This window comes from Streptomyces bungoensis (genome assembly GCF_001514215.1).
Taxonomy (GTDB): Bacteria; Actinomycetota; Actinomycetes; order Streptomycetales; family Streptomycetaceae; genus Streptomyces; species Streptomyces bungoensis.
Window position 1 is genome coordinate 61,563 of sequence record NZ_KQ948875.1, and the last position, 21,931, is coordinate 83,493.

The following is a 21,931-nucleotide window of genomic DNA, read 5'->3' on the forward strand; positions in this document are numbered from 1 at the left end:
TTCCTTTCCTCGGACTTCCGCCTCGCCTACCCCGATAACCGGCTTTCGCACGGGCCCGTGCGGACCGGGCCGGCTCACAGCGGGGAGTGGGCCACCACCGTCACGTAGGCGCCGTAGAGCAGCGACACGGCGGCGAGGGCGCCGCCCAGCAGCAGGACGTGGGCCGGGCGGGTGCGCCAGGTGCGGGCGAGGGCCCGGGCCGGCGGGATGAGCAGCGGGAAGACGGGCAGCAGGAAGCGCGGCTTGGACGAGAACGAGCCGGAGCCGCCGACCACGAGCAGCAGCAGCACGCCCGCGAAGACCACCAGGGCGAGCGGCGCCCGGTCCAGGCACAGCAGCCCGAACAGCACGACGGCGGTCAGGACGATCACCAGGGCCACCGGGTAGACGACGTGCCCGCCGTGCAGGGCGAGCACCTTGACGAAGCGCAGGGCGCCGACGCCGAGGTCGAAGCGCGAGTTCCAGGCGCTCTGCACCGTGAAGTAGCCGTGCAGCAGGTCGCCCGTGCGGTGGCCCACCCACAGGATGTAGCCGAGCCAGCCGAGCGGGGCGAGGAGGGTGCCGGCCCACAGGGCGGCCGGGACGCGGCCGCGCCGGCGCACCGCCTCGTGCACGGCGGCGACGGCGACGGCCGCGGCCACCGCGCACCCGGTGGGCCGGCACAGCCCGGCCAGGGCGGCGAGCGAGCCGGCCCACAGCCAGCGGCCCCTGAGCACGCAGTACAGGGACCACACGGCGAGCGCGGAGAAGAGGGACTCGGTGTAGGCGATGGTCAGTTCGACGGCATGCGGCAGCACGGCCCACAGGCCGACCAGGACGGTGGCGACGGCCCGGCCGTACAGGTGGTGGCCGAGAACGTAGAGGCCGTACGCGGCAGCGCCGGCGGCGGCCCAGGCGACGAGCACGGCCGCCTCGCCGGGGGTGAACGGAAGAGCCGTGTCCAGGGCCCGGATCAGCCCCGGGTAGAGCGGGAAGAACGCCCAGTCGATCTGCACGCCGCCGGTCGGGGTGATCCGGATGAGGTGTTCGTAGCCGTGGGTGGCGATGTGCAGGTACCAGCGGGAGTCCCAGGAGTGGGCCAGGTTCCTGACCAGCGGGCGGCCGGTGAGGTGGTTGACGGCGATCACGACGGCGACTCCCGCGAGCCGGACCGCGGCGAACAGCGCGAGGGCCGTCCGGGCGCCCTCGGGGATCCGGTGCCGGGCGGCGCGGGACGGCGCGGGACGGCGGAGGGCGGCGCCGGACGGAGCGGCAGGATCGGGCCGGGGTACGGAAGACGTGCTCACGCACCGACCATGGTCACGCCGGTGGGGGCGCGCAAAGCGCGACTCGGGTTTCTCGCGGTCTTCCACCCTGATTCAGGAACCGCGGGGCGCCTGCCGGGAACGCGAGGACCGCTTCACCTCGAAATCAGGACAAACCCCTCGTCACCCGCTCCCCGGCGCAGACCACCCGAATGATCGAAGTAGGGTGTGGTTACCATATGAGCGCTGCCTAGCTCGAAAGATAGATCTGTGACTGTCAACGACGACTCGTTCACCAACTGGATGCACCGCGAGGAGATCGCGGAGTCGATGATCCCGCTCATCGGGAAGCTGCACCGCGAGCGGGACGTGACCGTCCTGCTGCACAGCCGCTCCCTGGTGAACAAGTCGGTGGTCAGCATCCTCAAGACGCACCGCTTCGCCCGGCAGATCGCCGGGGCGGAGCTCTCGGTCACCGAGACGATGCCGTTCCTGCGGGCCCTGACCACCCTCGACCTCGGGCCCTCGCAGATCGACCTCGGCATGCTCGCCGCCACCTACAAGGCCGACGACCGCGGGCTGAGCGTGGCGGAGTTCACCGCGGAGGCCGTCGCCGGCGCGACCGGCGCCAACAAGATCGAGCGCCGTGAGCCGCGCGACGTCGTCCTGTACGGCTTCGGCCGCATCGGCCGGCTCGTCGCCCGCCTGCTGATCGAGAAGGCCGGTTCGGGCAACGGCCTGCGCCTGCGCGCCATCGTGGTCCGCGGCGGCGGCGCCCAGGACATCGTCAAGCGCGCCTCGCTGCTGCGCCGGGACTCCATCCACGGCCAGTTCCAGGGCACCATCACGGTGGACGAGGACAGCAGCACGATCGTGGCCAACGGCAACGCGATCAAGGTCATCTACGCCGACGACCCGTCGCACGTCGACTACACCGAGTACGGCATCCGGGACGCCATCCTCATCGACAACACCGGCAAGTGGCGCGACCGCGAGGGCCTGTCCAAGCACCTGCGCCCCGGTATCGAGAAGGTCGTGCTGACCGCGCCGGGCAAGGGCGACGTCCCGAACATCGTGCACGGGGTCAACCACGACACGGTCAAGCCGGACGAGCAGATCCTGTCCTGCGCCTCCTGCACCACCAACGCCATCGTCCCGCCGCTGAAGGCCATGGACGACGAGTACGGCGTGCTGCGCGGCCACGTGGAGACCGTCCACTCGTTCACCAACGACCAGAACCTGCTGGACAACTACCACAAGTCCGAGCGCCGTGGCCGTTCCGCGCCGCTCAACATGGTGATCACCGAGACCGGTGCCGCCTCCGCCGTCGCCAAGGCGCTGCCCGACCTGAAGGCGAGGATCACCGGCAGCTCGATCCGCGTGCCGGTGCCGGACGTCTCGATCGCGATCCTCAACCTCCAGCTGGCCCGCGAGGCCACCCGCGCGGAGGTGCACGACTACCTGCGCGAGGTGTCGCTGACCTCGCCGCTCAAGCGCCAGATCGACTTCACGACGGCGCCCGACGCGGTCTCCAGCGACTTCATCGGCTCGCGCCACGCCTCGATCGTCGACGCCGGCGCGCTCAAGGTCGAGGGCGACAACGCGATCCTCTACCTCTGGTACGACAACGAGTTCGGCTACTCCTGCCAGGTCGTCCGGGTCGTCCAGCACGTCTCGGGCGTGGAGTACCCGACGTACCCGGCGACGGCGGTCTGACGCCTCGCACCGCACCGTCCGCGGCCGCCGACCGGATCCCGGTCGGCGGCCGTCGTACGCAAGGCGTCGTCGGCGTTCGTCCGGGGCCCCTACGATCCGGCCGTGCTCCACAGGCGCGAGGCCCAGGTCCTCAGGTGCGGGGCCTGGGCGGCCAGGTCGCGGTACGCCGCGGTGGCCGACTGGACCAGGGTCTCCGCGACGTCGTCGGTGACCGTGCCGGGCCGCCAGGCCAGCACGTAGCGGCACCACAGGGGTGAGCCCGCCAGCGGCTTGACGGTGACGTGCGGGATCGGGCGCAGCGTCGGCTGCACGAGGGACACCCCGAGCCCGTCGGCGATCATGCTCTGCAGCTGCGTCTGGTCGCCGAGGAACTCGTGGACGGCGACCGGGGTGAACCCGGCCGCGGCGCAGGCGTCGTAGAACACGCCGGGCCAGCCCGCGCCGTCGTCGGGCGTCACGAACCACGGGTCCTCGGCGAGGTCGGCCAGCTGCACCTGGGCACATTGGCGCAGCCGGTGGCGGGCCGGCAGGGCGACGAACGTCGGCTCGGTGACGATGCCGCGGTGTCTCACGGCCGCCGAGTGGCGCAGCTCCCGGCCCGGGTAGTCGGCGGCGATGGCCGCGTCCGCCGCGCCCTCCTCCAGCAGCTCCACGATCCGCGAGGAGGCGTAGACGCTGGTGACGGCCAGGGACAGCTCCGGCAGCCGGGTGCGGACGCGGGACACCGTGCCGGAGAGCATGGGCGAGTTGGTCGCGGCCACGCGCAGGGGCCGGCGCGGCCGGCTCCCGGCCGGGCGGCGCCGGCCGAGGGCGTCGGCGCGGGTCAGCACGTCACGGGCCTGGGCGACGACCTCGGCACCGTAGGGGGTGGGCCGCACCCCGCTCGCGCCCCGCTCGAAGAGCGGCTCGCCCAGGTGGCGCTCGATGCGCCGGAGCTGGGTGCTGACGGCGGGCTGCGAGTAGCCGAGCTGGGCGGCGGCGCGGCCCACGCTGCCCGCGTCGGCGATCGCGCACAGCACCCGCAGGTGCCGCAGCTCCAGCTCCATCGTTTTGCTCCCGGTCGTCGAGGAGTCCCATTGTGCCCTCGCCGGCGGGGCCCCGGGCACGGCCGGACCCTTGACGCGCGCCGACCACCGATGGGAGCTTTTTATCGATACAAACGATCTCCGCTCCACGATGCCCACTCCACGATCCCCACGCCACGATCTCCGCCCTGCGACGGGAGTCCGCCGTGCCCACCGCCTCCGCGATCATCAACCTGGACATCGAGGGACCCACGATCAGCCGCCATCTCTACGGGCACTTCGCCGAGCATCTGGGCCGGTGCGTGTACGGCGGCTTCTGGGTCGGCGAGGACTCCCCCGTGCCGAACGAGGGCGGCATCCGGCTCGACGTCGTCGAGGCCCTGCGCGCGCTGGACATCCCCAACCTCCGCTGGCCGGGCGGCTGTTTCGCCGACGAGTACCACTGGAAGGACGGCATCGGGCCGCGCGGGCAGCGCCCCCGGATGGTGAACACGCACTGGGGCGACGTCGAGGAGAACAACCACTTCGGCACCCACGAGTTCATGGCCCTGTGCGAACTGCTGGGCGCGGAGCCGTACATCAGCGGGAACGTCGGCAGCGGCACCGTCCGGGAGATGAGCGAGTGGGTCGAGTACCTGACCCGGGACGGCGACAGCCCCATGGTGCGGCTGCGGAAGGCCAATGGGCGCGAGGAGCCGTGGCGGGTCAGGTTCTGGGGCATCGGCAACGAGACCTGGGGGTGCGGCGGCAACATGCGCGCCGAGTACTCCGCCGACCTGGCCCGCCAGTACGCCACGTACTGCCGCGACCACGGCGGCAACGAGCTGTACCGCATCGCCTCGGGCGCCTCCGACGACGACTACCGGTGGACGGAGACGCTGATGCGGCAGATCAGCTGCTTCGGCTGCGAGGCCACCCCGAAGACGTTCTTCCAGGGCGTCTCCGTCCACTGCTACACCCTGGCCGGCCCCTGGGAGGCGAAGGGCAGCGCCACGGACTTCACCACCGACGACCACTACCGGACGATGCTGTCCGCGCGGCGCGTGGACCGGATCCTGACCGGCCACTCCACCGTCATGGACGTCTACGACCCCCGGCGCACGGTCGGTCTGGTGCTGGACGAGTGGGGCACCTGGTGGGACGTGGAGCCGGGCACCGACCCGGGTTTCCTGTTCCAGCAGAACACGATGCGCGACGCGCTGGTGGCGAGCACCCACTTCGACGTCTTCCACCGGCACGCCGCCCGCCTGCACATGGCCAACATCGCCCAGACGGTCAACGTGCTGCAGGCGATGCTCCTCACCGACGGGGACGCGCTGGTCCTGACCCCGACGTATCACGTGTTCGAGATGAACAAGGGCCACCAGGACGCCACCTCGCTCCCCGTCCACCCGCGCACCGGCTCGGCCCGGCGCCGGGTGGGCGACGCCGAGCTGGAGACGGTGTCCGTCTCCGCCAGCGTCAAGGACGGCCACCTGCTCGTCTCGGTCAGCAACCTGGACGCCGAGGAGCCCGCCGAGGTGGCCCTGGACCTGCGCGGCGGGACGATCGGTGAGCCGTACGCCCGCCTGCTCACGGCCGACCGGCTCCAGGCCCACAACACCCCGCGGGCGCCCGCGGCCGTGGCGCCCCGGCCGTTCGAGGGCCTGGCCGTCACCGGCCGCGGGCTCGCCCTCACGCTGCCGCCGCACTCGTTCGTCACGGTGCGCGCTCCCATGGCCCTCACGGACTGAGGGACCCCTCGCGCCACGCCTGACGGCCGGCCCGCCCGTCCACGACGGCGCCCTCTATCGTCTTGCGGAGGACACCGGGCGGGAGTGAGCGTGACGACGATCCAGGACGTGGCGAAGGCGGCCGGGGTGTCGGCGATGACCGTCTCCAACGTGATCAACGACCGTCCCCACGTCCGCCCCGCCACCCGCGAGCGCGTCCTGGAGGCGATGGCCCGGCTGGACTACCGGGTCAACGTGGCGGCCCGCAACCTGCGCAAGGGCCGTACCGGAACCATCGGCCTGGCGGTGCCGGAGGTGAACAGCGCGTACTACGGCCGGCTGGCCGCCGCCCTCGTCGCGGCGGCGGCCCGGCACGGCCTGCGCGTGAGCATCGAGCAGACCGGTGCCCGCCGGGAGGACGAACTGGCGGCCCTGACCCTGTCCCGCAACCGGCTCTACGACGGGCTGATCCTCGCCACCGTCGGCATGGGCCCCGCCGACGCCGGGCTGCTCCGGGTCGACCACCCCGTGGTCATCCTGGGCGAGCGGATCTTCGGCGGGCCCGTGGACCACGTCGCCATGCCCAACGTGGAGGCCTCGGCGGCCGCCACCCGGCACCTGGTCGAGCGGGGCTGCCGGCGCGTGGCGATCCTGTGCGGGGAACTGCGCGACGAGGTCGACGTGTCGGGCCTGCGCCACAGCGGCTACCGGCAGGCGCTCCAGGCAGCGGGACTGGCGGCCGGTCCGGAACTGGTGCAGTGCCTGCCGTCGCTCACCATGGACGCCGGCGCCCGGCGGGTGCGCGCGATGGTCGCGGACGGGCTCGACTTCGACGGCCTGTTCTGCGTGACGGACACCGTGGCGACGGGGGCGCTGCGCGGCCTGGCCGACGCCGGGGTGCGCGTGCCCGGGCAGGTGCGGGTGATCGGCTTCGACAACGTCGACACGAGCGCGTTCCTCGTCCCCTCGCTGTCCACCGTGGATCCGGACCACGACCTGATGGCCGAGCGGGCCGTCGCCCTGCTGGCCGCGCGGATCGGGCGGACGGGGCCGCCGGCGGAGCAGGTCGAGTTCGTCAGCGGCTACTCCCTGGTGATCCGCGAGTCGACCGCCTGAGACCCGCCCGCCCCCACCTCCGCCGCGCCCGCGCCCACTACACCCGTACGCCATTTGCCTATAGGCTTTAGGAAAATGCATAATCACTACAGGAAGGCGGGAGGTGCCCGATGGTGCGCGCGGGTCTGACGACCGGGCGTCTGGTCCGGGCCGGAGCCGAACTGGCCGACGAGGCCGGCTTCGACCAGGTGACGCTGTCCGCGCTGGCCCGGCGGTTCGACGTCAAGGTGGCCAGCCTCTACTCGCACCTGAGGAACTCCCACGACCTCAGGAGCAGGATCGCCCTGCTGGCGCTGGAGGAACTCGCCGACCGGGCCGCCGACGCGCTGGCGGGCCGGGCCGGCAAGGACGCCCTCGGCGCGTTCGCGGACGTCTACCGCGACTACGCCCGCGAGCATCCCGGCCGCTACACGGCGGCGCGGTACCGGCTCGACCCCGAGACGGCCGCGGCGAGCGCCGGCGTCCGCATCGCGCAGATGACCCGGGCGGTCCTGCGCGGCTACGACCTGTCCGAACCCGACCAGACCCACGCGGTCCGGCTGCTCGGCAGCGTGTTCCACGGCTACGTCGACCTGGAGTCGGCCGGCGGGTTCAGCCACAGCGCGCCCGACTCGCAAGCGTCGTGGACCTGGATCGTGGACGCCCTCGACACCCTGCTGCGCACCCGGCCGACCCCCTGACCCACCCCGACCGACAGGCACGCATCATGTCCTCCACCCCGCACGACTGGATCACCACGCCGCTCACCGCCGCGCTGATACGCGGCGCCCTGGACCTCGAGCGCACCGCACACGGGCTGCTCCCGCACCGGCTGCCCGCCCGGGCCCGCGCCCAGTGCGCCGACCCGCAGCTGCACATGGCCGAGGCCCAGCCCTCCGGCGTCCGGGTGGTCTTCCGCACCCGGGCCACCGCCGTCGAACTCGACACCCTGCCGACCAAGCGGGTGTACGCCGGCGCGCCACCGCGTCCCGACGGGGTGTACGAGCTGCTCGTGGACAGGCTCCCGGCCGGCAGGGCCCACGTGGCCGGCGGCAACACCCTGACCATCGACATGGCCACCGGCGGCGCCGAGCACCGGCCCGGTCCGGTCGGCACCGTGCGCTTCACCGGGCTGCCCGACCGGGACAAGGACGTCGAGATCTGGCTGCCGCACAACGAGACCACCGAACTGGTCGCGCTGCGCACCGACGCACCCGTCGAGGCCGTACCCGACCGGGGCCGCAGAGTGTGGCTGCACCACGGCAGCTCCATCAGCCACGGTTCCGACGCGGCCGGCCCCACGACCACCTGGCCGGCGCTCGCCGCCTCGCTCGGCGGGGTGGAGCTGATCAACCTGGGTTTCGGCGGCAGCGCCCTGCTCGACCCGTTCACCGCCCGCGCGCTGCGCGACACGCCCGCCGACCTGATCAGCGTCAAGATCGGCATCAACCTGGTCAACACGGACCTGATGCGGCTGCGCGCCTTCGGGCCCGCCGTCCACGGCTTCCTCGACACCGTCCGCGAGGGCCACCCCGACACGCCGCTGCTCGTCGTCTCGCCGATCCTGTGCCCCGTCCACGAGGACACACCGGGTCCCACCGCCCCTGACCTCGGCGCCCTCGCCGAGGGCCGGCTGCGGTTCCGGGCCGCCGGGGACCCGGCGGAACGGGCCGCAGGGAAGCTCACGCTGCGGGTCGTACGGGAGGGGCTGGCCCGGATCGTCGGGCAACGGGCCGCCGAGGACCCGCGGTTGCACCATCTCGACGGTCTCGCGCTCTACGGGGAGCCCGACTTCGCCGAGCTGCCGCTGCCCGACGGCCTCCACCCGGACGCCGCCGCCCACCGCCGGATCGGTGAGCGCTTCGCCGCGCTGGCCTTCGCGCCGGGCGGCGCCTTCGCGGACCCGGCGGCGGCCCCCGCCGCGGCCGGCTGACCGGCGGGGGCGAGCCGGCGGGGGCGAGCCGGCGGGCGCGTCACACGAGGTGGGCGAAGACGACCAGGTTGTCGGTGTAGTCCTTGACCGCGTGGTCGTAGTCCCCCGCGCAGGTGATGAGCCGGACCTCGGGGCGTGCCGCGTCGGCGTACACACGCTCGCTGGGGAAGTCGTCCTTCGGGTAGGTCTCGGTGTCGTCCACGACGAAGGTGGCCGTCCGCCCGTCGGCCCGGTCGACGGAGAAGCGGTCGCCGGGTTCCAGCTCGTAGAGGTTGGCGAAGACGGCCGCGGAGGTCGTCGTGTCGACGTGTCCGGCGATGATCGCGGTGCCCGTCTCGCCCGGCGAGACACCCTCGGTGTACCAGCCGACGAGGTTGGTGTTGGCCGCCGGTGGTGGCTCGAGCTGGCCCGACGGGAGGATCGAGAGGCCGGTGAACGGGGCGTCCACGGAGATCTTCGGGATGAGCAGCCGGGTCGGTCTGGCGTGCGGCAGCTCCTTGCCGTCGCGGTGGGTGTCGGCGCGCGCGGCCTCGGTCGCGACCGGGGCGCGGGGGGCGCCCGGGGTGTCGTCGGCGCGCTGGTGGCCGCCGAACACGGTGACGGCGAGGAAGGCGAACGCCACGCCCCACAGGGTCAGCCGCCCTCCGCGGCCGGAGGTCTGCCCGTCCGGCGCCGGTGCGGCGGGGGGCGGGGAGGAGGGGTCTGCTGCCATCGGGTACCACCTCACTCGGGGTCGGCAGCACGGGGTTTCGGGGGGGGGGAGGCCGGGGCCCGGGGGCGCCGCCGCCGGCACGGTGCGCGCCGGCGGCGGCCGCGTCCCCGAGAGCGGCGGACCGGGTCAGGACGCCGGCGCGACCGCCTTCTTGCGGCGCAGCGCGTACAGGCCGGTGGCGCCTACGGCGAGCACGGCCAGACCGCCGGTGGTGACACCGGGCGTGGCGAGCGCGCCGCCCCCGGTGTGCATGCCGCCGTGCGGCTTCTCGTGGTCGCCACCGCCGCCCCAGTCGCCCTTGCCGCCGCCGTCCTCCCTGCCACCGCCGTCCTCCCTGCCACCGCCGTTCTCCTTGCCGCCGTTCTCCTTGCCGCCGTCCTCCTTGCCGCCCTCGCTGTCGCGGCCACCGTCCCGGCCGCCCTTGTCCTTGTAGGTCTCGGGATCGAACCTGGAGTCGTCGCGGTCCGAGGAGCCCCAGTCGCCGCCGCGCACGGCGGCCAGCGCGCCACCACCCGTGTGCATTCCGCCGCGCGGCCCGCCGTGGCTGCGGCCCCCCTCGTCCCCCTTGCTGTAGTCGTTGTCGTGTTCCTTGCCGGACCCCTTGTCGTGGTCGCCGGAGTCACTGTCGTGGCCCCTGCTGTACGAGGAGTCTCCGTGGCCTCCGTCGTCCCCCGCGGGGACGGCGAACGCGGCGGCGGGTGTGCCGAAGGCCAGGGCGGCACCGGCGGCCGCCGTGGCGAGAAGGATGCGGGCAGAACGCATGTCGGTGTCCTTCCGCCGTGACCGGGCAGCGGATACGGCATCAGCTGAATGGACCCGGCCTCGACATGAACCACCGTCAGTCAGCGCGTCCCGGCGCACCATCCGGGCCGCCCAGCCGGGTCAACGCGCCACCCGTCTGCCCCAGCGACACGCCGAGGCGCGCCCGTCCGGGCCGGTCCGGCGTCACCCGGGTGCCCGCAGCCCGGCCGGCACTCGGCCACGACACCCCTTGTTATGACGGCCGTCATAGCGCAGGCTGGTGCCGACGGCACGACAGGCGAGACAGCGGGAGGACGCGGTGACGGGTGGGACGGCGCGGGGGATGTGGGAACGGCTGGAGCCGGTGCACGACCTCGTCTACTTCGCACCGGAGGCGCACCACGCGGCGGACGCCCTGGGGATGCGCGGGTTCTGGATGGGGTACTTCGCGCTGCGGGCCGCACCGCTCGGACCGGTCTCCCCGTCCGTGGTGACGAGCTGCTTCTACGTCTTCCACCCCGCCCGGGTGCACCGCGCCCTTCCCGACGCCTGGCACCGCGCCGCCCCGGGCGACGTGCTGACGGCCCGCACGGAGGCCATGGACGCCGCCATGACCCGGCTGTTCGGGCCGGAGGCCGTCCGGTCGGCCGAGTTCGCCGAGGCGGCCGACCTCGCCTGGGAGGCGGCGGCCGCAGCCGACACCACGGGACGGGTGCTGGCCGCGGCCAACCAGGCGCTGGAACGGCCGGAGCGGCCCGCCGGGCGGCTGTGGCAGGCACTGACGACCCTGCGGGAGCACCGGGGCGACGGGCACGTCGCGGTCCTGGTGAGCATGGGGCTCGGGCCGGTGGAGGCCATGGTGCTCAAGGCGGCCGCCGGTGAGTCCGACGCCACCTTCCTGCGCGAGACCCGCAAGTGGGCCGCGCAGGACTGGGCTGCGGCCGAGGCACGCCTGCGCGAGCGGGGCCTGCTCGCCGGGGACGGAACGCTGACCCCGGCGGGCGTGGCCGGGCGCGCGGCGGCCGAGGCGCGGACCGACGAGGCGGCCGAGCGCCCGTGGACCGCTCTGGGCGCGGAGCGCACCGCGCGTCTCGCCGGGCTCCTGGAACCGCTGGCCCGCACCGTCGAGGAGTCGGGGATGCTGCCGGCGGGCAACCCCGTCGGACTGACCGGACGGCAGGCCGCGGGCCGCTGAGGGCCCCGTACCTCGCGCCGGGCGGCACGGCGACCGCCCGGGTTCGGCCGGAAACCGTCGCGGCAGCGGGGCAAGTGCCCTCAGGAAAGCCTCATTTGCGGGCCGTACGCTGGTGCGGTGGACAGACGGGACGAGGATCCGGCGCAGGTGGCGGCCCGGCTCACCGGGCGCCGGGCGACCGGCGCGCGGAGCGGGCCCGGGTCGCCCGCCGAGGTGACGCTCGAGGACGGTACGGCGGTGATGGTCAAGCGCGGCGACGCCCCCGGCGCCGTCCGGGCGGAGGTGTCCGGGCTGCGCTGGCTGGGCGCGGCGGGCGCCGTCCGGGTGCCGGCGGTGCTGGGCCACGACGCGCGGTGGCTGGTGACCGAGCGGGTGCCGACCGGGCGTCCCGACGCCGCGGCGGCGCTGCGTTTCGGGCGCGCCCTGGCGGCCCTGCACGCCGCGGGCGCCCCGGCGTTCGGCGCGCCGCCGCCCGGCGGGGCCGAGGAGGCCTTCATCGGCCGCGCTCCCCTGCGCAACACGCCGGGGGACGACTGGCCGCGCTGGTACGCCGAGCACCGGGTGCTGCCGTACCTGCGGGACGCGGTCGACGCCGGCACGCTGCGGTCCGGGGAGGCCGCGGTCGTCGAGGAGGTCTGCGCGCGGCTGCCGGACCTCGCGGGGCCGGCCGAGCCGCCCGCCCGGCTGCACGGCGACCTGTGGAACGGCAACGTGCTGTGGGGCGCCGACGGCGAGGTGCGGCTCATCGACCCGGCCGCGCACGGCGGGCACCGGGAGACCGACCTGGCCATGCTGCGGCTGTTCGGCTGCCCCCACCTGGACCGGGTGCTGGCCGGCTACCAGGAGGCCGCGCCACCGGCCGACGGCTGGCGCGACCGGGTCGGGCTGCACCAGCTCTTCCCGCTGCTGGTGCACGCGGTCCTCTTCGGCCGCGGCTACGCCGAACAGGCTGTCACGGCGGCCCGCGGCGCACTCGCCGGGTGAGTGTCCGTCAGCCCCGCGGCGAAAGCAAACGGGGCCGTGGCGCGACCGGTTCGGGTGTTCCCGCGTCCTACTACCCGACCGCCTCGCGCTCCCCCTCCGGACCCCGGTCACGGAGCGTAAGGAAACCAACCACCCGTTCGATTCGTATAAGGACGTGAAAGCCGAATCAGGGAGAGACCCATGCAACCGTTCACGCTCAACTACGCGCGCCCCGCAGTGCAGTTGGACGTCACCACTCCGTACGCGTACGACTCCGGACTGCAGTTGAACGTCCTCCCGGACGGGCGGATCGCCGCCACGGACCACGCGACCCTGAGAGCACTGGGGACGACGACCTCGACGGCCGGGTCCAAGACGCACTTCGACGACTGACCGCGGGCCCACGGAAGATGACCGTGCTCATCCTGACCAGTGAAGAGGACGTGACGGCGGACATGGTGGTCCTCCGGCTCGGCGAGGCCGGCGTGCCCGTCGTCCGGCTGGACCCGGCCGACCTCACCAACGGGGTCGCTCTGTCGGGCGAGTACGTGCAGGGCGCCTGCCGCGGGCACCTGTCCGTCGGCGGGCGCCTGGTGAGCATGAACGGCCTGCGCTCGATCTGGGTGCGCAGGCCGGGCCAGGCCGCCGCGCGCGCCGCCCAGCCGTCCGCCTGGCTGACCGAGGAGTCCGACCAGGCGCTGTACGGCATGCTGCGCAGCACCGACGCGCGCTGGATGAACCATCCGGACGCCGCCCGCCGGGCCCGGCACAAGCCCTGGCAGCTGCGGCTGGCGCAGCGCGCCGGTCTCGCCGTGCCGGCCACGCTGATCACCACGTTCCCGCAGGCGGCCCGGGAGTTCGCCGAGCGCTTCCCGGACCTGGTGGTCAAGCCCGTCTCGGGCGCGCACCCGCAGGAGCCGCCGCGGGCCGTACCCACCAGCCGGGTCGCGCCGGACGCCGACTTCTCGGCCGTCGCGTTCGGCCCGACGCTGCTGCAGCGGCGGGTCCCCAAGCGGGCCGACGTCCGGCTCACGGTCGTCGGCGAGCGGCTGCTGGCCGCGCGCAAGCCGGTCGATCCCGGGGCCCACCCGGACGACGTGGACGTCCGCTTCGCCCCGTCGGTCTCCCCCTGGCTCCCGGCGCAGGTGCCGCCCCGCGTCGCCGAGGCCGTCCACCGCTACATGAAGTGCGCCGAGCTCGCCTACGGCGCGTTCGACTTCGCGGAGGACGCGGACGGCATCTGGTGGTTCCTGGAGTGCAACCAGTCGGGCCAGTTCGGCTTCGTCGAGATGGACACCGGTCAGCCGATCGCCGCGGCCATCGCGGGCTGGCTGGCGGGCGACGGGGACGCGGTGCCGTCTGCCGGGGGCGACGGGGACCAGGCAGGATGAGGCCGCGGGGAGCGGGCGGGAGGAAGCAACGAGGAATGCGCACAGGACTGCTGGGCACGGGGCCGTGGGCCCGGGCGGCGCACGCCCCGGCCCTGGCCGGGCACACCGGGCTCGACTTCGCCGGGGTGTGGGGGCGGCGACCGGAGGCGGCCGCCGCGCTGGCGGCGGAGCACGGCGTCCGGGCGTACGGGGACGTGGACGCGCTGCTGGCCGACGTGGACGCGGTGGCGCTCGCGCTGCCGCCGGCCGTGCAGGCCCCGCTGGCGGTGCGGGCCGCACGGGCGGGGCGCCACCTGCTGCTGGACAAGCCCCTGGCGGTGACGGCCGCCGACGGGCGGGCCGTGGCCGAGGCGGCGGAGCGGGCCGGGGTGGCGTCGGTGGTGTTCTTCACCACCCGGTTCCAGAAGGAGCCCGAGGCCTGGATCGAGGAGCAGGCCGCCGAGGCGGGCTGGTTCACGGCGCGGGGGCAGTGGCTGGGGGCGGTGTTCACCGGCGACAGCCCGTTCGCGGCCTCCCCCTGGCGGCGGGAGAAGGGCGCGCTGTGGGACGTGGGGCCGCACGCGCTCTCCGTGCTCCTGCCGGTGCTCGGCGACGTACGGCAGGTGCTCGCGGCCGCGAACGGCCCCGCCGACACCGTGCACCTGGTCCTCGACCACGCCACGGGCGCGTCGAGCACCCTCACGCTGAGCCTGACGGCGCCGCCCGCGGCGGCCGGGGCGGACCTGGAGCTGCGCGGCGAGGCCGGGGTGTCGCTCCTGCCGCGCGGTTCCGAGGACGCGGTCGCCGCCCTGACCCGGGCCGCCGACGCCCTGCTGACCGCGGCCCGCACGGGCCGCCCCCACCCCTGCGACGCCGGCTTCGCCCTGCGGATCACCGAGATACTCGCCGCGGCGGAAGCCCGGCTGGCGGGGCAGCCGGGCGACTAGCGGGGTCCGTGCCTGCTTTCGGGCGGAGCGGGCCGCCCTCGTGGGGGCGGCGTAGCGTGGGAATGTGGGATCGGTCCGCGGCCGGGGGTCGCGTGGGAACGAGGAGGAGCGCGGCTGGCTGCGGGGCGCACCACCGCCGCGCTGGATCCGTGTGCTGCCGGTGCTGCTGCTGGTGGCGGTGGCCACGATCACGCTGAGCACCCCGGACGCCCGTGATCTCGGTTTCCTGCTGGGCGCGATCCCGCCGCTCGCCGTGCTGTCGTACGGGCCGCTGGCGACCGCCGGGCTCGGCGCGCTGGTCATCGGCGTCCTCGTCGTGCACGCCACCCACCTGGACCGTCCCGGCAACACCGATCTGCTCACCGTCGCCTTCGTCGCGGCGCTGAGCGTCTTCGTGTCGTACGTGCGCAGCCGCCGGGACGCCCAGCTGGTCATGGCGCGGGGGGTCGGGGAGGCGGTGCAGCGGGCCGTGATGCCGCCGCTGCCCGAACGGGTCGGGCCGGTCGGCTGCACGGGCTTCTACCGGGCCGCGCAGGACGGGACGCTGGTGGGCGGCGACTTCTACGACGTGCGGGACGGGCCCTGCGGCGTGCGGGCGGTGATGGGGGACGTGCAGGGGCACGGGCTGGCGGCCATGGCGACGGTGGTGTCGCTGCTGGGCGCGTTCCGGGAGGCGGCACTGGACCAGCCGGACCTGGCGTCCGTCGCCGCCCGCATGGACCGCAGGCTCGCCAAGGACTCGGCCGGCGTCCGGCACGCGGAGCTGTTCGCCACCGCGGTGCTGCTGGAGTTCTCCGCGGACGGCCGGGCGGTACGGGTGCTGGCGTGCGGGCATCCGGCACCGGTGCTGCTGCGGGAGGGGCGGGCCCGGGAGGTCGCCGTCGCGCCCGGGCCCCCGCTGGGCATCGGGCTGATCGGCGTCGATCCGCCCAAGGAGGTGACGGTGCCCCTCGGCCCCCGGGACCGGCTGCTGCTGGCCTCCGACGGGGTCTGGGAGGCCCGGGACGCCTCCGGGTCGTTCTACCCGCTGCCCGAGCGGCTGGCCGCGCTCGCCGCCACCGCCTCCGCCGACCTGCCCGCGGCGGTCTGGGCGGACCTCGGCCGGCTGCGGTACGAGGTCCGCGACGACGCCACCATGCTGGTCCTCACCCCGGGGCCGCGGGCCGGCTGACGGTCAGCCCACGTCCCAGAGGAAGCGGTGGGTGTGGATCCCGAAGTACGGGAAGGACCGGATCTCGCGCACGCCCTCCAGGGGCCGCACCACGTCGTTGACGAAGTCCAGCAGGTCCTTGGGGCCCGGCGTCACCACCTCGGCGAACAGGTCGAACCCGCCCGAGGTCAGCACCGCGTACACGACCTCGGGGCGCTCGGCGAGGGCGTCGGCGACCAGGCGGGGGTCGCCGTCGACGCCGATGCCGAGCAGGGCCATGGCCTGCCCGCCCATGGCCATCGGGTCGGTGACGCCGACGACCTGGACGGCCTTGGACTCCAGCAGGCGCGTCAGGCGCTGCCGGGCGGCCGACGGGGACAGGCCCACCCTGGGGCCGAGGTCGGCGTAGGCGATCCGGCCGTCGGTCTGCAGCTCCCGCAGGATGGCCCGATCGGTGTCGTCCATGTGCACCACGGTCCGCTCACCCCGCCAGTTCGGCCAGGGCGGCGGCGAACACCTCGGTGTGGGTGTCGACGTCCTGCTCGGTGGTGTCGGGGCACATGAGCGCCATGTTGTGGAACGGGGTCAGCAGGATGCCGCGGTTGGCGAGGTAGAGGTGCAGGAAGTCCTCCAGCTCGGGGTCGGCGGCCGCCGCGGAGTCGGTGCCGGTGCGCGGGGCCGGGGAGGTGAAGCGGTACTCGGTGCGGGCGCCGAGGCGGCTGACGGACCAGGGCAGCCGGTGGGCCTCGATGCCGGCCAGGACGCCCGCCTCGAAGCGTTCGGAGAGCTTGTTCATCCGGGCGAACGCCTCGTCGGTCAGCACGTGCTCCAGGGTGGCCCGCATCGCGGCCACCGACAGCGCGTTGCCCGCCAGGGTGCCACCGACGCCGCCCATGTCGACGAGGTCCAGGTCGGCGCGGGACAGCAGCCGGTCGGCGAGGCCGGCGGACAGCCCGTAGGCGCCGGCCGGGATGCCGCCGCCGATCGCCTTGCCGATGGTGAGCAGGTCGGGCTCCAGGTCCCAGGCCGCCGTGCAGCCACCGGGGCCCGCCGAGAAGGTGTGCGTCTCGTCGTTGATCAGCAGGGTGCCGTACCGGCTGGTCAGCTCGCGGACGCCGGCGAGGTAGCCGGGGTCGGGCAGGACGATGCCGATGTTGGTGAGCGCGGGCTCCATGAGGACGGCGGCGACGTCGCCGTGGGCGAGTTCGCGCTCCAGTCCCGCGAGATCGTTGAACTCGGCGACCCGGCTGGTCAGCGTCACGTCGCAGGGGGCGCCGACGTTGCCGGGGCGGGCGGTGCCGTGGCCGTCCGGGCCGACGACGATCAGCGACTCGTCGACGCTGCCGTGGTAGCAGTAGCTGTTGACGAGGATCTTCGGGCGCCCGGTGACGGCCCGGGCGAGCCGGATCGCCCACCGGTTGGCGTCGGTCGCGGTCAGCGAGAAGCTCCAGCGGGCCAGGCCGAAGCGGCGGGTCAGCTCGGCGCCGACCCACTCGGCGTCCTCCGTCGGCAGCATGGCGGTGGCGCCGCCGAGGCCGGCGTACCGGTGGTGGACCGCGTCGGTGACGGCGGCGGGCGAGTGACCGGCCATGGCGCCCGTGTCGCCGAGGCAGAAGTCGATGTACTCGTGCCCGTCGATGTCGCTGATCCGGGCTCCGCGCGCGCCCGCCAGGTACCGCGGGAAGGCTCCGGCGGTCTTGTTCATCCAGGTCATCGGTACCCGGCCGAAGAGGTGGTCGGCCCGGGCGTAGGCCTCCCTGGAGCGCGGGTTGCGGCGTTCGGCCTCGGCGCTCTCCCGGGCCAGGAGGGTGTGCAGGCGCGTGCGGTCCATGGCGTACCTCGGTGGGTGGGGTGACGGAACGACGTGAGCGTACGACCGGAAACGCGGCCACATCAAGAGCCTACGCTCGAATCGATTGCCAGCACGCTCGAATCGTGCGCATCGTGGAGTGAGGCTCCCCCGTCGGCACCGTCGACCGCCGAACCGGCGCTCGGCGTTCGAACGCGGCACCTCAAACGCCAGCCCGCGCCACCCCTTCCGCCGGATAGAAATATCTATCAGCATGCATATGCGCCGATGGCGGACGAGCGAACTCACCCGGAGCAGTGCATGGCGAACACGATGTGGAGGCGGGGCGTGGAGTGGCTCGCCGCGGCCGCGGCCGACCCCCGCGCGTGCAAGTGGGAGTGGGACCACGGCGAGGGCATCGCGCTGCTGGAGGCGGGCCGCTTCTGGGACGTGCTCACCGTGCCCGACCGCCTCGGCCTGCTCGCCCTGGACCTGCTGTGGCGCCCCGGGCTGCCCGTGCCGGGGCCGACCCTGGTGGACACAGCGGCGGGACGGGTCGGGTTCTTCCTGCCGCCGGACCCGTCCGGGGGGTGGGTCGGTTCCGGCCTGCGGTACGCGGCCAAGGGGTCCTGGGTCGCCGTACCGCCCCCGTACCGGTCCGCCCGGTTCCTGGAGTGGCTGATCCCGCCGGACGGCAACGGCGTGCTGCATCCGCCCGGCCCCCTGGAGAAGGCCCTGCGGGAGGCGCACGGCGCGCTGGCGGTCCTCGCGCCGATGTGCGGGCGTTAGCCGCGTTCGGGCCCGTCCCCCGTGCGCGCCGGTGAGGCGGCCCACCGCGCCTCCGGTTCCGCGGGCACGGTGCGTCCCTGGGCACTCCACTGCGCGACGAGCTCAGCGTAGATCGGCTCGCGGTCCCGGTCCGCCGGGGCCCTGCGCCGCGTCCGGTCCCCGCGATCCGTCCGGTCCACCCGGTCCACCCGGTCGATGACGTCCATACCGGGGGCAACGCCCGGGGCGGGCCGGCGCTACGCCCTGGCGTCGCCGGCTCACCGGGTCGGGTGAGCCCGGCCCCCGAACGGGGCGTTCCGCCTGTCCGACAAGCATTACGCGGCGGGCGCCGAGGCCGGCGGGCGCCCGGGCACGGGCGCTCCTATGCTGGGACGACAGGGCTCCGGCGTCCCGCCCCACCGCACGTTCGCCTTCCCGTGCCTGGAGTCAGCCCATGCCGCTTCGGTCCGCACGCCTGCGCAGGGGGGCCGCGACCGCCGCCGTGGTGGCGGCGCTGACGGCACCGCTCGCCGCTCCCCCCGCCGGGGCGGCGCCCCCCGTGGCGCCCGCCGCCGGCTCGCCGAGCCCCTCCCCCAGCGACTCCACACCAGGCGTCCGCGCCCTGACTCCCGGCGTCGCCCGCCGGCTGGACGCCGCCGTGCGCGAGGTGATGCGGGAGGCGCACGTGCCCGGCGTCACCGTCGGCGCCTGGACGCCGGACCGGGGTGCTTACGTCCGCTCCTTCGGTGTCGCCGACCGGCGCACCGGACGGCCCATGACCCCGGATCTGTACATGCGGATCGGCAGCGAGACCAAGACGTTCACCGTGACGGCTCTGCTTCAGCTGGTGGACCGGGGCAGGGTGCGCCTGGACGATCCGATCGGCCGGTACGTCGACGGCGTGCCGAACGGCGACCGGATCACGCTGCGGCAGCTGGCCGGCATGCGCAGCGGGCTGTTCAACTACTCGGAGGACGACGCCTTCTTCAGGGCGCTGACCGCCGACCCGCGACGCCCCTTCACGCCGCGGCAGCTGCTCGGCTACGCCTTCAGGCACCCGGTTCTGTTCCCGCCCGGCAGGAAGTTCTCCTACTCCAACACGAACCTGATCCTGCTCGGCCTGGTGGTCGAGAAGGAGAGCGGGCAGTCGCTCGGGGGCTACATCGAGCGGCACGTCCTCCAGCCGGCCGGCATGGGGGACACGCTGTTCCCGGGCGGCGCCGGGTTCCCCCGTCCGCACGCACAGGGCTACACGAACCAGACGGCCGACGGCAGGGTCGCGGAGACGGCCGGCTGGAATCCGTCCTGGGCATGGGCGGCCGGCGCGATGGTCTCCACCCTGCGGGACCTGCGGGTGTGGGCGCCCACGGTGGCGACCGGCCGGTTCCCGGACGGCCGGCCCATGGTCTCCCCGGCCACCCAGCGGCAGCGGCTCGTCACGCCCCCGGGGGCGTTCCCGGGCGCGGGGTACGGGCTGGGCGTCTTCGACGTGCGGGGCTGGATCGGGCACAACGGGTCGCTGCCGGGCTACGAGTCCCTGACGGTGTACCTGCCCTCGGCGCGCACGACGCTCGTGGTCCTGCTCAACACCGACATCGGCCACGCCGGGCAGGAGCCGAGCACGCTGTTCGGGGAGGCGATCACGAGGATCATCTCCCCCGGGCACGTCTTCGCCCTGCCCGCGCAGCCGGCGGCCCGCTGAGCCGGGGCCATTCGTCCGGGGCGGGGCACCGACCGGTCCCCCGTTCCGGTCGTGCCCCGCGGATGCCGAACTTAGCCCCGGGGAACGGCCGTGGGTACCGCGCCGGTGCCCTTTCCGGAATGCCGAGGACTCACTTGTGCACAACCGCGCCCGCTTGGCCCCGGTTCGCCCCCTGGTCGTGGAGCACGGGTGCGGGAAGGGCGCCGGTGGCCAGGTGGGCGAGGACGATCTCCCCCAGGTCGCTGCCGCCGGCCAGCAGCTGGCGTTCCAGCACCGGTTCGGCGGCCCGTACGTGCTCGCGAACGGTCTGGGCGTGCACCCCCAGTTCGCGGGCCGCGCGCTCGGCGTTGGCGTCGGCGGCGATCCAGGCGCGCAGGGTGCCGCGCAGGTCGCGGCCGTCGCCGTCCAGCCGGCCCAGGAGGTCCTCGGCCCAGGCGCACAGCGCGGGCGAGGCGAGCAGGTCGGCCAGCCGGACGGGGGCCGGGGGGTGCGGGGCCGCGGGGTCGGGGGCGAGGCCGTACGACTCCCGCGCGGCCTCGGTGTTGAGCGCGAGGTGGGCGGCGGCGCGGGTGGTGAGGGTGGAGAAGTCGGCGCCGAGCAGCGCCTCGACGCGGTCCATGCGGGCGCGGACGGTGTTGCGGCTGACGCCGAGGACCTTGGCCGCGCTCACGGCGGTGAACTCCAGGCCGAGCCGGGTGGTGGCGAGCAGCTCGGCGCGGATGTGGTGGGGCAGCGCGTCGAGGGGGCGCAGCACGCCCGCCGACCAGGTGCCCAGCAGGGCCGGGTCCATGAGCCGTTCCGGGTGGGTGCGCTCGGCGTAGACGGCCGCCTGGTCGGGGCGGAAGCGGGCGACGGCGAGGGCGCTGACGGCCTGCCCGTAGGCGGCGGCGGTCCGGGCCAGGCGCTGGCGGAGGCTGCCGCCGAGATAGGTGCCCGGCCGGCCGCCGACGAGGGCGCGCAGCCGTTGCCCGGCGCCCTGGCCGGGGCTGACGACGATGACGTGCCCGTCCATCGCGGGGCAGCGCACGACCAGGGCCCGGCCCTCGGTGGCGTCGGCGCAGGCGTCGGCGAGCGCGTCCCGTTCGGCGGGGGACCCCTCGACGACGTATACCCGGGCGGTGTCCTCCTCCAGGAGCCCCGGCCACAGCCCGGCGGCGACCCGGCGGGCGGAGACGGTCTCCTCCACCATCAGCAGCTGAAGGATGGCCAGCCGCAGGTCGGCGGTGGCCCGGCGCAGCCGGCGTCCCGCGTCGGACAGCTCCTGCTCGCGCAGCAGCAGTTCGAGGACGCCGGCGGTGCGGGCGACGATCTCGGCGGCGCGCCGGTCGAAGGGGCCGGGGCGGGCCACGGCCAGTACGGCTCCGGCCGCCGGGGCCTGTTCGGGGTGGCGTATCCCGGCCATGCGGACATGGCGTGCGCCGTCCTGCAGGGCGGCGGCGGCGATGCGGCCGGTGACGACGTCGGCCAGCACGCCGGCGTCGAGCGGCAGCCGCTCGCCGGCGAGCAGCCGGCCGTGCGCGTCCTGGAGGCAGACCGCCGCTCCGACCGTGTGCCCGAGCCAGGTGACGACCCGGCGCGGGTCGCGGACGGCGGGGCGCAGATGGTCCAGCAGCTCCTGCGACCACCGGTCCGGCGGCTGCCCGGGGCGGGGGCCCTCGTCTGCTCGGCCGGCCACCTCATCCCCTCCTCGTCGTCGCGTTGACCTCGGCTTTCGAACGGGGACGTTACCCGACGCGCGACTCGGTCCGGTCGCCGGTGCCGTGACATGGCTCCGCCGGCGGCCCGGGGGGGATGGGACGCCGGCGGAGGACACCGCAACCCGGAGCGGGGGGGATGGCCCCGGGTGCTTCACAGGTCGGTTGCCCCGCG

20 protein-coding genes are annotated in these 21,931 nt (G+C 74.6%); 13 read left to right on the plus strand and 7 right to left on the minus strand.

What is annotated here, in order from left to right; translation table 11 throughout:
- Positions 1 to 74: 74 nt before the first annotated feature.
- Positions 75 to 1,286, minus strand: a complete 1,212-nt coding sequence (locus AQJ66_RS33270) for a hypothetical protein (RefSeq protein WP_061929464.1) — start codon at positions 1,284 to 1,286, stop codon at positions 75 to 77.
- 228 nt (positions 1,287 to 1,514) lie between these two features.
- Between AQJ66_RS33270 and AQJ66_RS33275 the strand changes: the two genes are divergently transcribed.
- Positions 1,515 to 2,960 (plus strand): glyceraldehyde-3-phosphate dehydrogenase, encoded by a 1,446-nt coding sequence (locus tag AQJ66_RS33275; protein ID WP_061929467.1) that lies wholly within the window; start codon positions 1,515 to 1,517, stop codon positions 2,958 to 2,960.
- 89 nt (positions 2,961 to 3,049) lie between these two features.
- Here the strand turns inward: AQJ66_RS33275 and AQJ66_RS33280 are convergent, their stop codons facing one another.
- Positions 3,050 to 4,006 carry a LysR family transcriptional regulator gene (locus tag AQJ66_RS33280; protein WP_061929470.1) on the minus strand — a complete coding sequence of 319 codons (957 nt, stop codon included), beginning with the start codon at positions 4,004 to 4,006 and terminating at the stop codon, positions 3,050 to 3,052.
- A gap of 185 nt (positions 4,007 to 4,191) precedes the next feature.
- On the opposite strand from AQJ66_RS33280, the gene AQJ66_RS33285 reads away from it, so the two are divergent.
- The 4 genes from AQJ66_RS33285 (at position 4,192) to AQJ66_RS33300 (ending at position 8,725) form a co-directional block, all read left to right on the plus strand.
- Complete coding sequence (locus AQJ66_RS33285) at positions 4,192 to 5,718, plus strand: alpha-N-arabinofuranosidase (RefSeq protein WP_061929473.1); 1,527 nt, start codon at positions 4,192 to 4,194, stop codon at positions 5,716 to 5,718.
- Between the two features lie 90 nt (positions 5,719 to 5,808).
- Positions 5,809 to 6,813 carry a LacI family DNA-binding transcriptional regulator gene (locus tag AQJ66_RS33290; protein WP_079060573.1) on the plus strand — a complete coding sequence of 335 codons (1,005 nt, stop codon included), beginning with the start codon at positions 5,809 to 5,811 and terminating at the stop codon, positions 6,811 to 6,813.
- A 110-nt stretch (positions 6,814 to 6,923) separates the two neighbouring features.
- Positions 6,924 to 7,493, plus strand: coding sequence for a TetR/AcrR family transcriptional regulator (locus tag AQJ66_RS33295; protein ID WP_061929477.1), 570 nt, complete (start codon positions 6,924 to 6,926; stop codon positions 7,491 to 7,493).
- Positions 7,494 to 7,519: 26 nt separating this feature from the next.
- On the plus strand, positions 7,520 to 8,725 hold the full coding sequence (locus AQJ66_RS33300) for a GDSL-type esterase/lipase family protein (protein WP_061929482.1): 1,206 nt from the start codon (positions 7,520 to 7,522) through the stop codon (positions 8,723 to 8,725).
- 40 nt (positions 8,726 to 8,765) lie between these two features.
- Here AQJ66_RS33300 and AQJ66_RS33305 read toward each other — a convergent pair whose 3' ends face one another.
- Both AQJ66_RS33305 and AQJ66_RS33310 read right to left on the minus strand, forming a co-directional pair.
- Positions 8,766 to 9,437 (minus strand): class F sortase, encoded by a 672-nt coding sequence (locus AQJ66_RS33305; protein ID WP_061929485.1) that lies wholly within the window; start codon positions 9,435 to 9,437, stop codon positions 8,766 to 8,768.
- Between the two features lie 126 nt (positions 9,438 to 9,563).
- Positions 9,564 to 10,199, minus strand: coding sequence for a hypothetical protein (locus AQJ66_RS33310; RefSeq protein WP_061929487.1), 636 nt, complete (start codon positions 10,197 to 10,199; stop codon positions 9,564 to 9,566).
- Positions 10,200 to 10,497: 298 nt separating this feature from the next.
- Here AQJ66_RS33310 and AQJ66_RS33315 point away from each other — a divergent pair, with 298 nt between their 5' ends.
- The 6 genes from AQJ66_RS33315 to AQJ66_RS33340 all read left to right on the plus strand — a co-directional run bounded on the left by AQJ66_RS33315 (position 10,498) and on the right by AQJ66_RS33340 (position 15,824).
- Positions 10,498 to 11,373: an SCO6745 family protein gene (locus tag AQJ66_RS33315; protein WP_107119116.1), complete on the plus strand. Its 876-nt coding sequence runs from the start codon at positions 10,498 to 10,500 to the stop codon at positions 11,371 to 11,373.
- A 147-nt stretch (positions 11,374 to 11,520) separates the two neighbouring features.
- Positions 11,521 to 12,357: a fructosamine kinase family protein gene (locus tag AQJ66_RS33320; RefSeq protein WP_061929612.1), complete on the plus strand. Its 837-nt coding sequence runs from the start codon at positions 11,521 to 11,523 to the stop codon at positions 12,355 to 12,357.
- 180 nt (positions 12,358 to 12,537) lie between these two features.
- Positions 12,538 to 12,729: a putative ATP-grasp-modified RiPP gene (gene tgmA, locus AQJ66_RS33325; protein ID WP_020938095.1), complete on the plus strand. Its 192-nt coding sequence runs from the start codon at positions 12,538 to 12,540 to the stop codon at positions 12,727 to 12,729.
- Between the two features lie 17 nt (positions 12,730 to 12,746).
- The gene (gene tgmB / locus AQJ66_RS33330) at positions 12,747 to 13,727 is read left to right on the plus strand and encodes an ATP-grasp ribosomal peptide maturase (protein ID WP_061929494.1); all 981 of its coding nucleotides are present in this window, start codon (positions 12,747 to 12,749) and stop codon (positions 13,725 to 13,727) included.
- 35 nt (positions 13,728 to 13,762) lie between these two features.
- Positions 13,763 to 14,653 (plus strand): Gfo/Idh/MocA family protein, encoded by an 891-nt coding sequence (locus AQJ66_RS33335; RefSeq protein ID WP_061929497.1) that lies wholly within the window; start codon positions 13,763 to 13,765, stop codon positions 14,651 to 14,653.
- Between the two features lie 64 nt (positions 14,654 to 14,717).
- Positions 14,718 to 15,824 carry a PP2C family protein-serine/threonine phosphatase gene (locus AQJ66_RS33340; protein WP_061929498.1) on the plus strand — a complete coding sequence of 369 codons (1,107 nt, stop codon included), beginning with the start codon at positions 14,718 to 14,720 and terminating at the stop codon, positions 15,822 to 15,824.
- 3 nt (positions 15,825 to 15,827) lie between these two features.
- On the opposite strand, the gene AQJ66_RS33345 is transcribed toward AQJ66_RS33340, so the two are convergent.
- Positions 15,828 to 16,268: an Lrp/AsnC family transcriptional regulator gene (locus AQJ66_RS33345; RefSeq protein ID WP_061929615.1), complete on the minus strand. Its 441-nt coding sequence runs from the start codon at positions 16,266 to 16,268 to the stop codon at positions 15,828 to 15,830.
- A gap of 16 nt (positions 16,269 to 16,284) precedes the next feature.
- On the minus strand, positions 16,285 to 17,634 hold the full coding sequence (locus AQJ66_RS33350) for a transaminase (protein ID WP_079060568.1): 1,350 nt from the start codon (positions 17,632 to 17,634) through the stop codon (positions 16,285 to 16,287).
- Positions 17,635 to 17,913: 279 nt separating this feature from the next.
- Here AQJ66_RS33350 and AQJ66_RS33355 point away from each other — a divergent pair, with 279 nt between their 5' ends.
- Complete coding sequence (locus tag AQJ66_RS33355) at positions 17,914 to 18,381, plus strand: hypothetical protein (protein WP_061929501.1); 468 nt, start codon at positions 17,914 to 17,916, stop codon at positions 18,379 to 18,381.
- 433 nt (positions 18,382 to 18,814) lie between these two features.
- Positions 18,815 to 20,062, plus strand: a complete 1,248-nt coding sequence (locus AQJ66_RS33365; protein ID WP_061929504.1) for a serine hydrolase domain-containing protein — start codon at positions 18,815 to 18,817, stop codon at positions 20,060 to 20,062.
- Positions 20,063 to 20,192: 130 nt separating this feature from the next.
- On the opposite strand, the gene AQJ66_RS33370 is transcribed toward AQJ66_RS33365, so the two are convergent.
- Positions 20,193 to 21,737 (minus strand): helix-turn-helix domain-containing protein, encoded by a 1,545-nt coding sequence (locus AQJ66_RS33370; protein WP_061929507.1) that lies wholly within the window; start codon positions 21,735 to 21,737, stop codon positions 20,193 to 20,195.
- Positions 21,738 to 21,931: the final 194 nt, after the last annotated feature.

What these genes read in the sequence shown, in the direction of transcription:
- AQJ66_RS33280 (WP_061929470.1), bottom strand. Translation starts at nt 4,006, where the DNA reads ATGGAGCTGGAGCTGCGGCACCTGCGGGTGCTGTGCGCGATCGCCGAC.
- AQJ66_RS33295 (WP_061929477.1), top strand. Translation starts at nt 6,924, where the DNA reads ATGGTGCGCGCGGGTCTGACGACCGGGCGTCTGGTCCGGGCCGGAGCC.
- AQJ66_RS33300 (WP_061929482.1), top strand. Translation starts at nt 7,520, where the DNA reads ATGTCCTCCACCCCGCACGACTGGATCACCACGCCGCTCACCGCCGCG.
- AQJ66_RS33305 (WP_061929485.1), bottom strand. Translation starts at nt 9,437, where the DNA reads ATGGCAGCAGACCCCTCCTCCCCGCCCCCCGCCGCACCGGCGCCGGAC.
- AQJ66_RS33310 (WP_061929487.1), bottom strand. Translation starts at nt 10,199, where the DNA reads ATGCGTTCTGCCCGCATCCTTCTCGCCACGGCGGCCGCCGGTGCCGCC.
- tgmA (WP_020938095.1), top strand. Translation starts at nt 12,538, where the DNA reads ATGCAACCGTTCACGCTCAACTACGCGCGCCCCGCAGTGCAGTTGGAC.
- tgmB (WP_061929494.1), top strand. Translation starts at nt 12,747, where the DNA reads ATGACCGTGCTCATCCTGACCAGTGAAGAGGACGTGACGGCGGACATG.
- AQJ66_RS33335 (WP_061929497.1), top strand. Translation starts at nt 13,763, where the DNA reads ATGCGCACAGGACTGCTGGGCACGGGGCCGTGGGCCCGGGCGGCGCAC.
- AQJ66_RS33345 (WP_061929615.1), bottom strand. Translation starts at nt 16,268, where the DNA reads ATGGACGACACCGATCGGGCCATCCTGCGGGAGCTGCAGACCGACGGC.
- AQJ66_RS33350 (WP_079060568.1), bottom strand. Translation starts at nt 17,634, where the DNA reads ATGGACCGCACGCGCCTGCACACCCTCCTGGCCCGGGAGAGCGCCGAG.
- AQJ66_RS33355 (WP_061929501.1), top strand. Translation starts at nt 17,914, where the DNA reads ATGGCGAACACGATGTGGAGGCGGGGCGTGGAGTGGCTCGCCGCGGCC.
- AQJ66_RS33365 (WP_061929504.1), top strand. Translation starts at nt 18,815, where the DNA reads ATGCCGCTTCGGTCCGCACGCCTGCGCAGGGGGGCCGCGACCGCCGCC.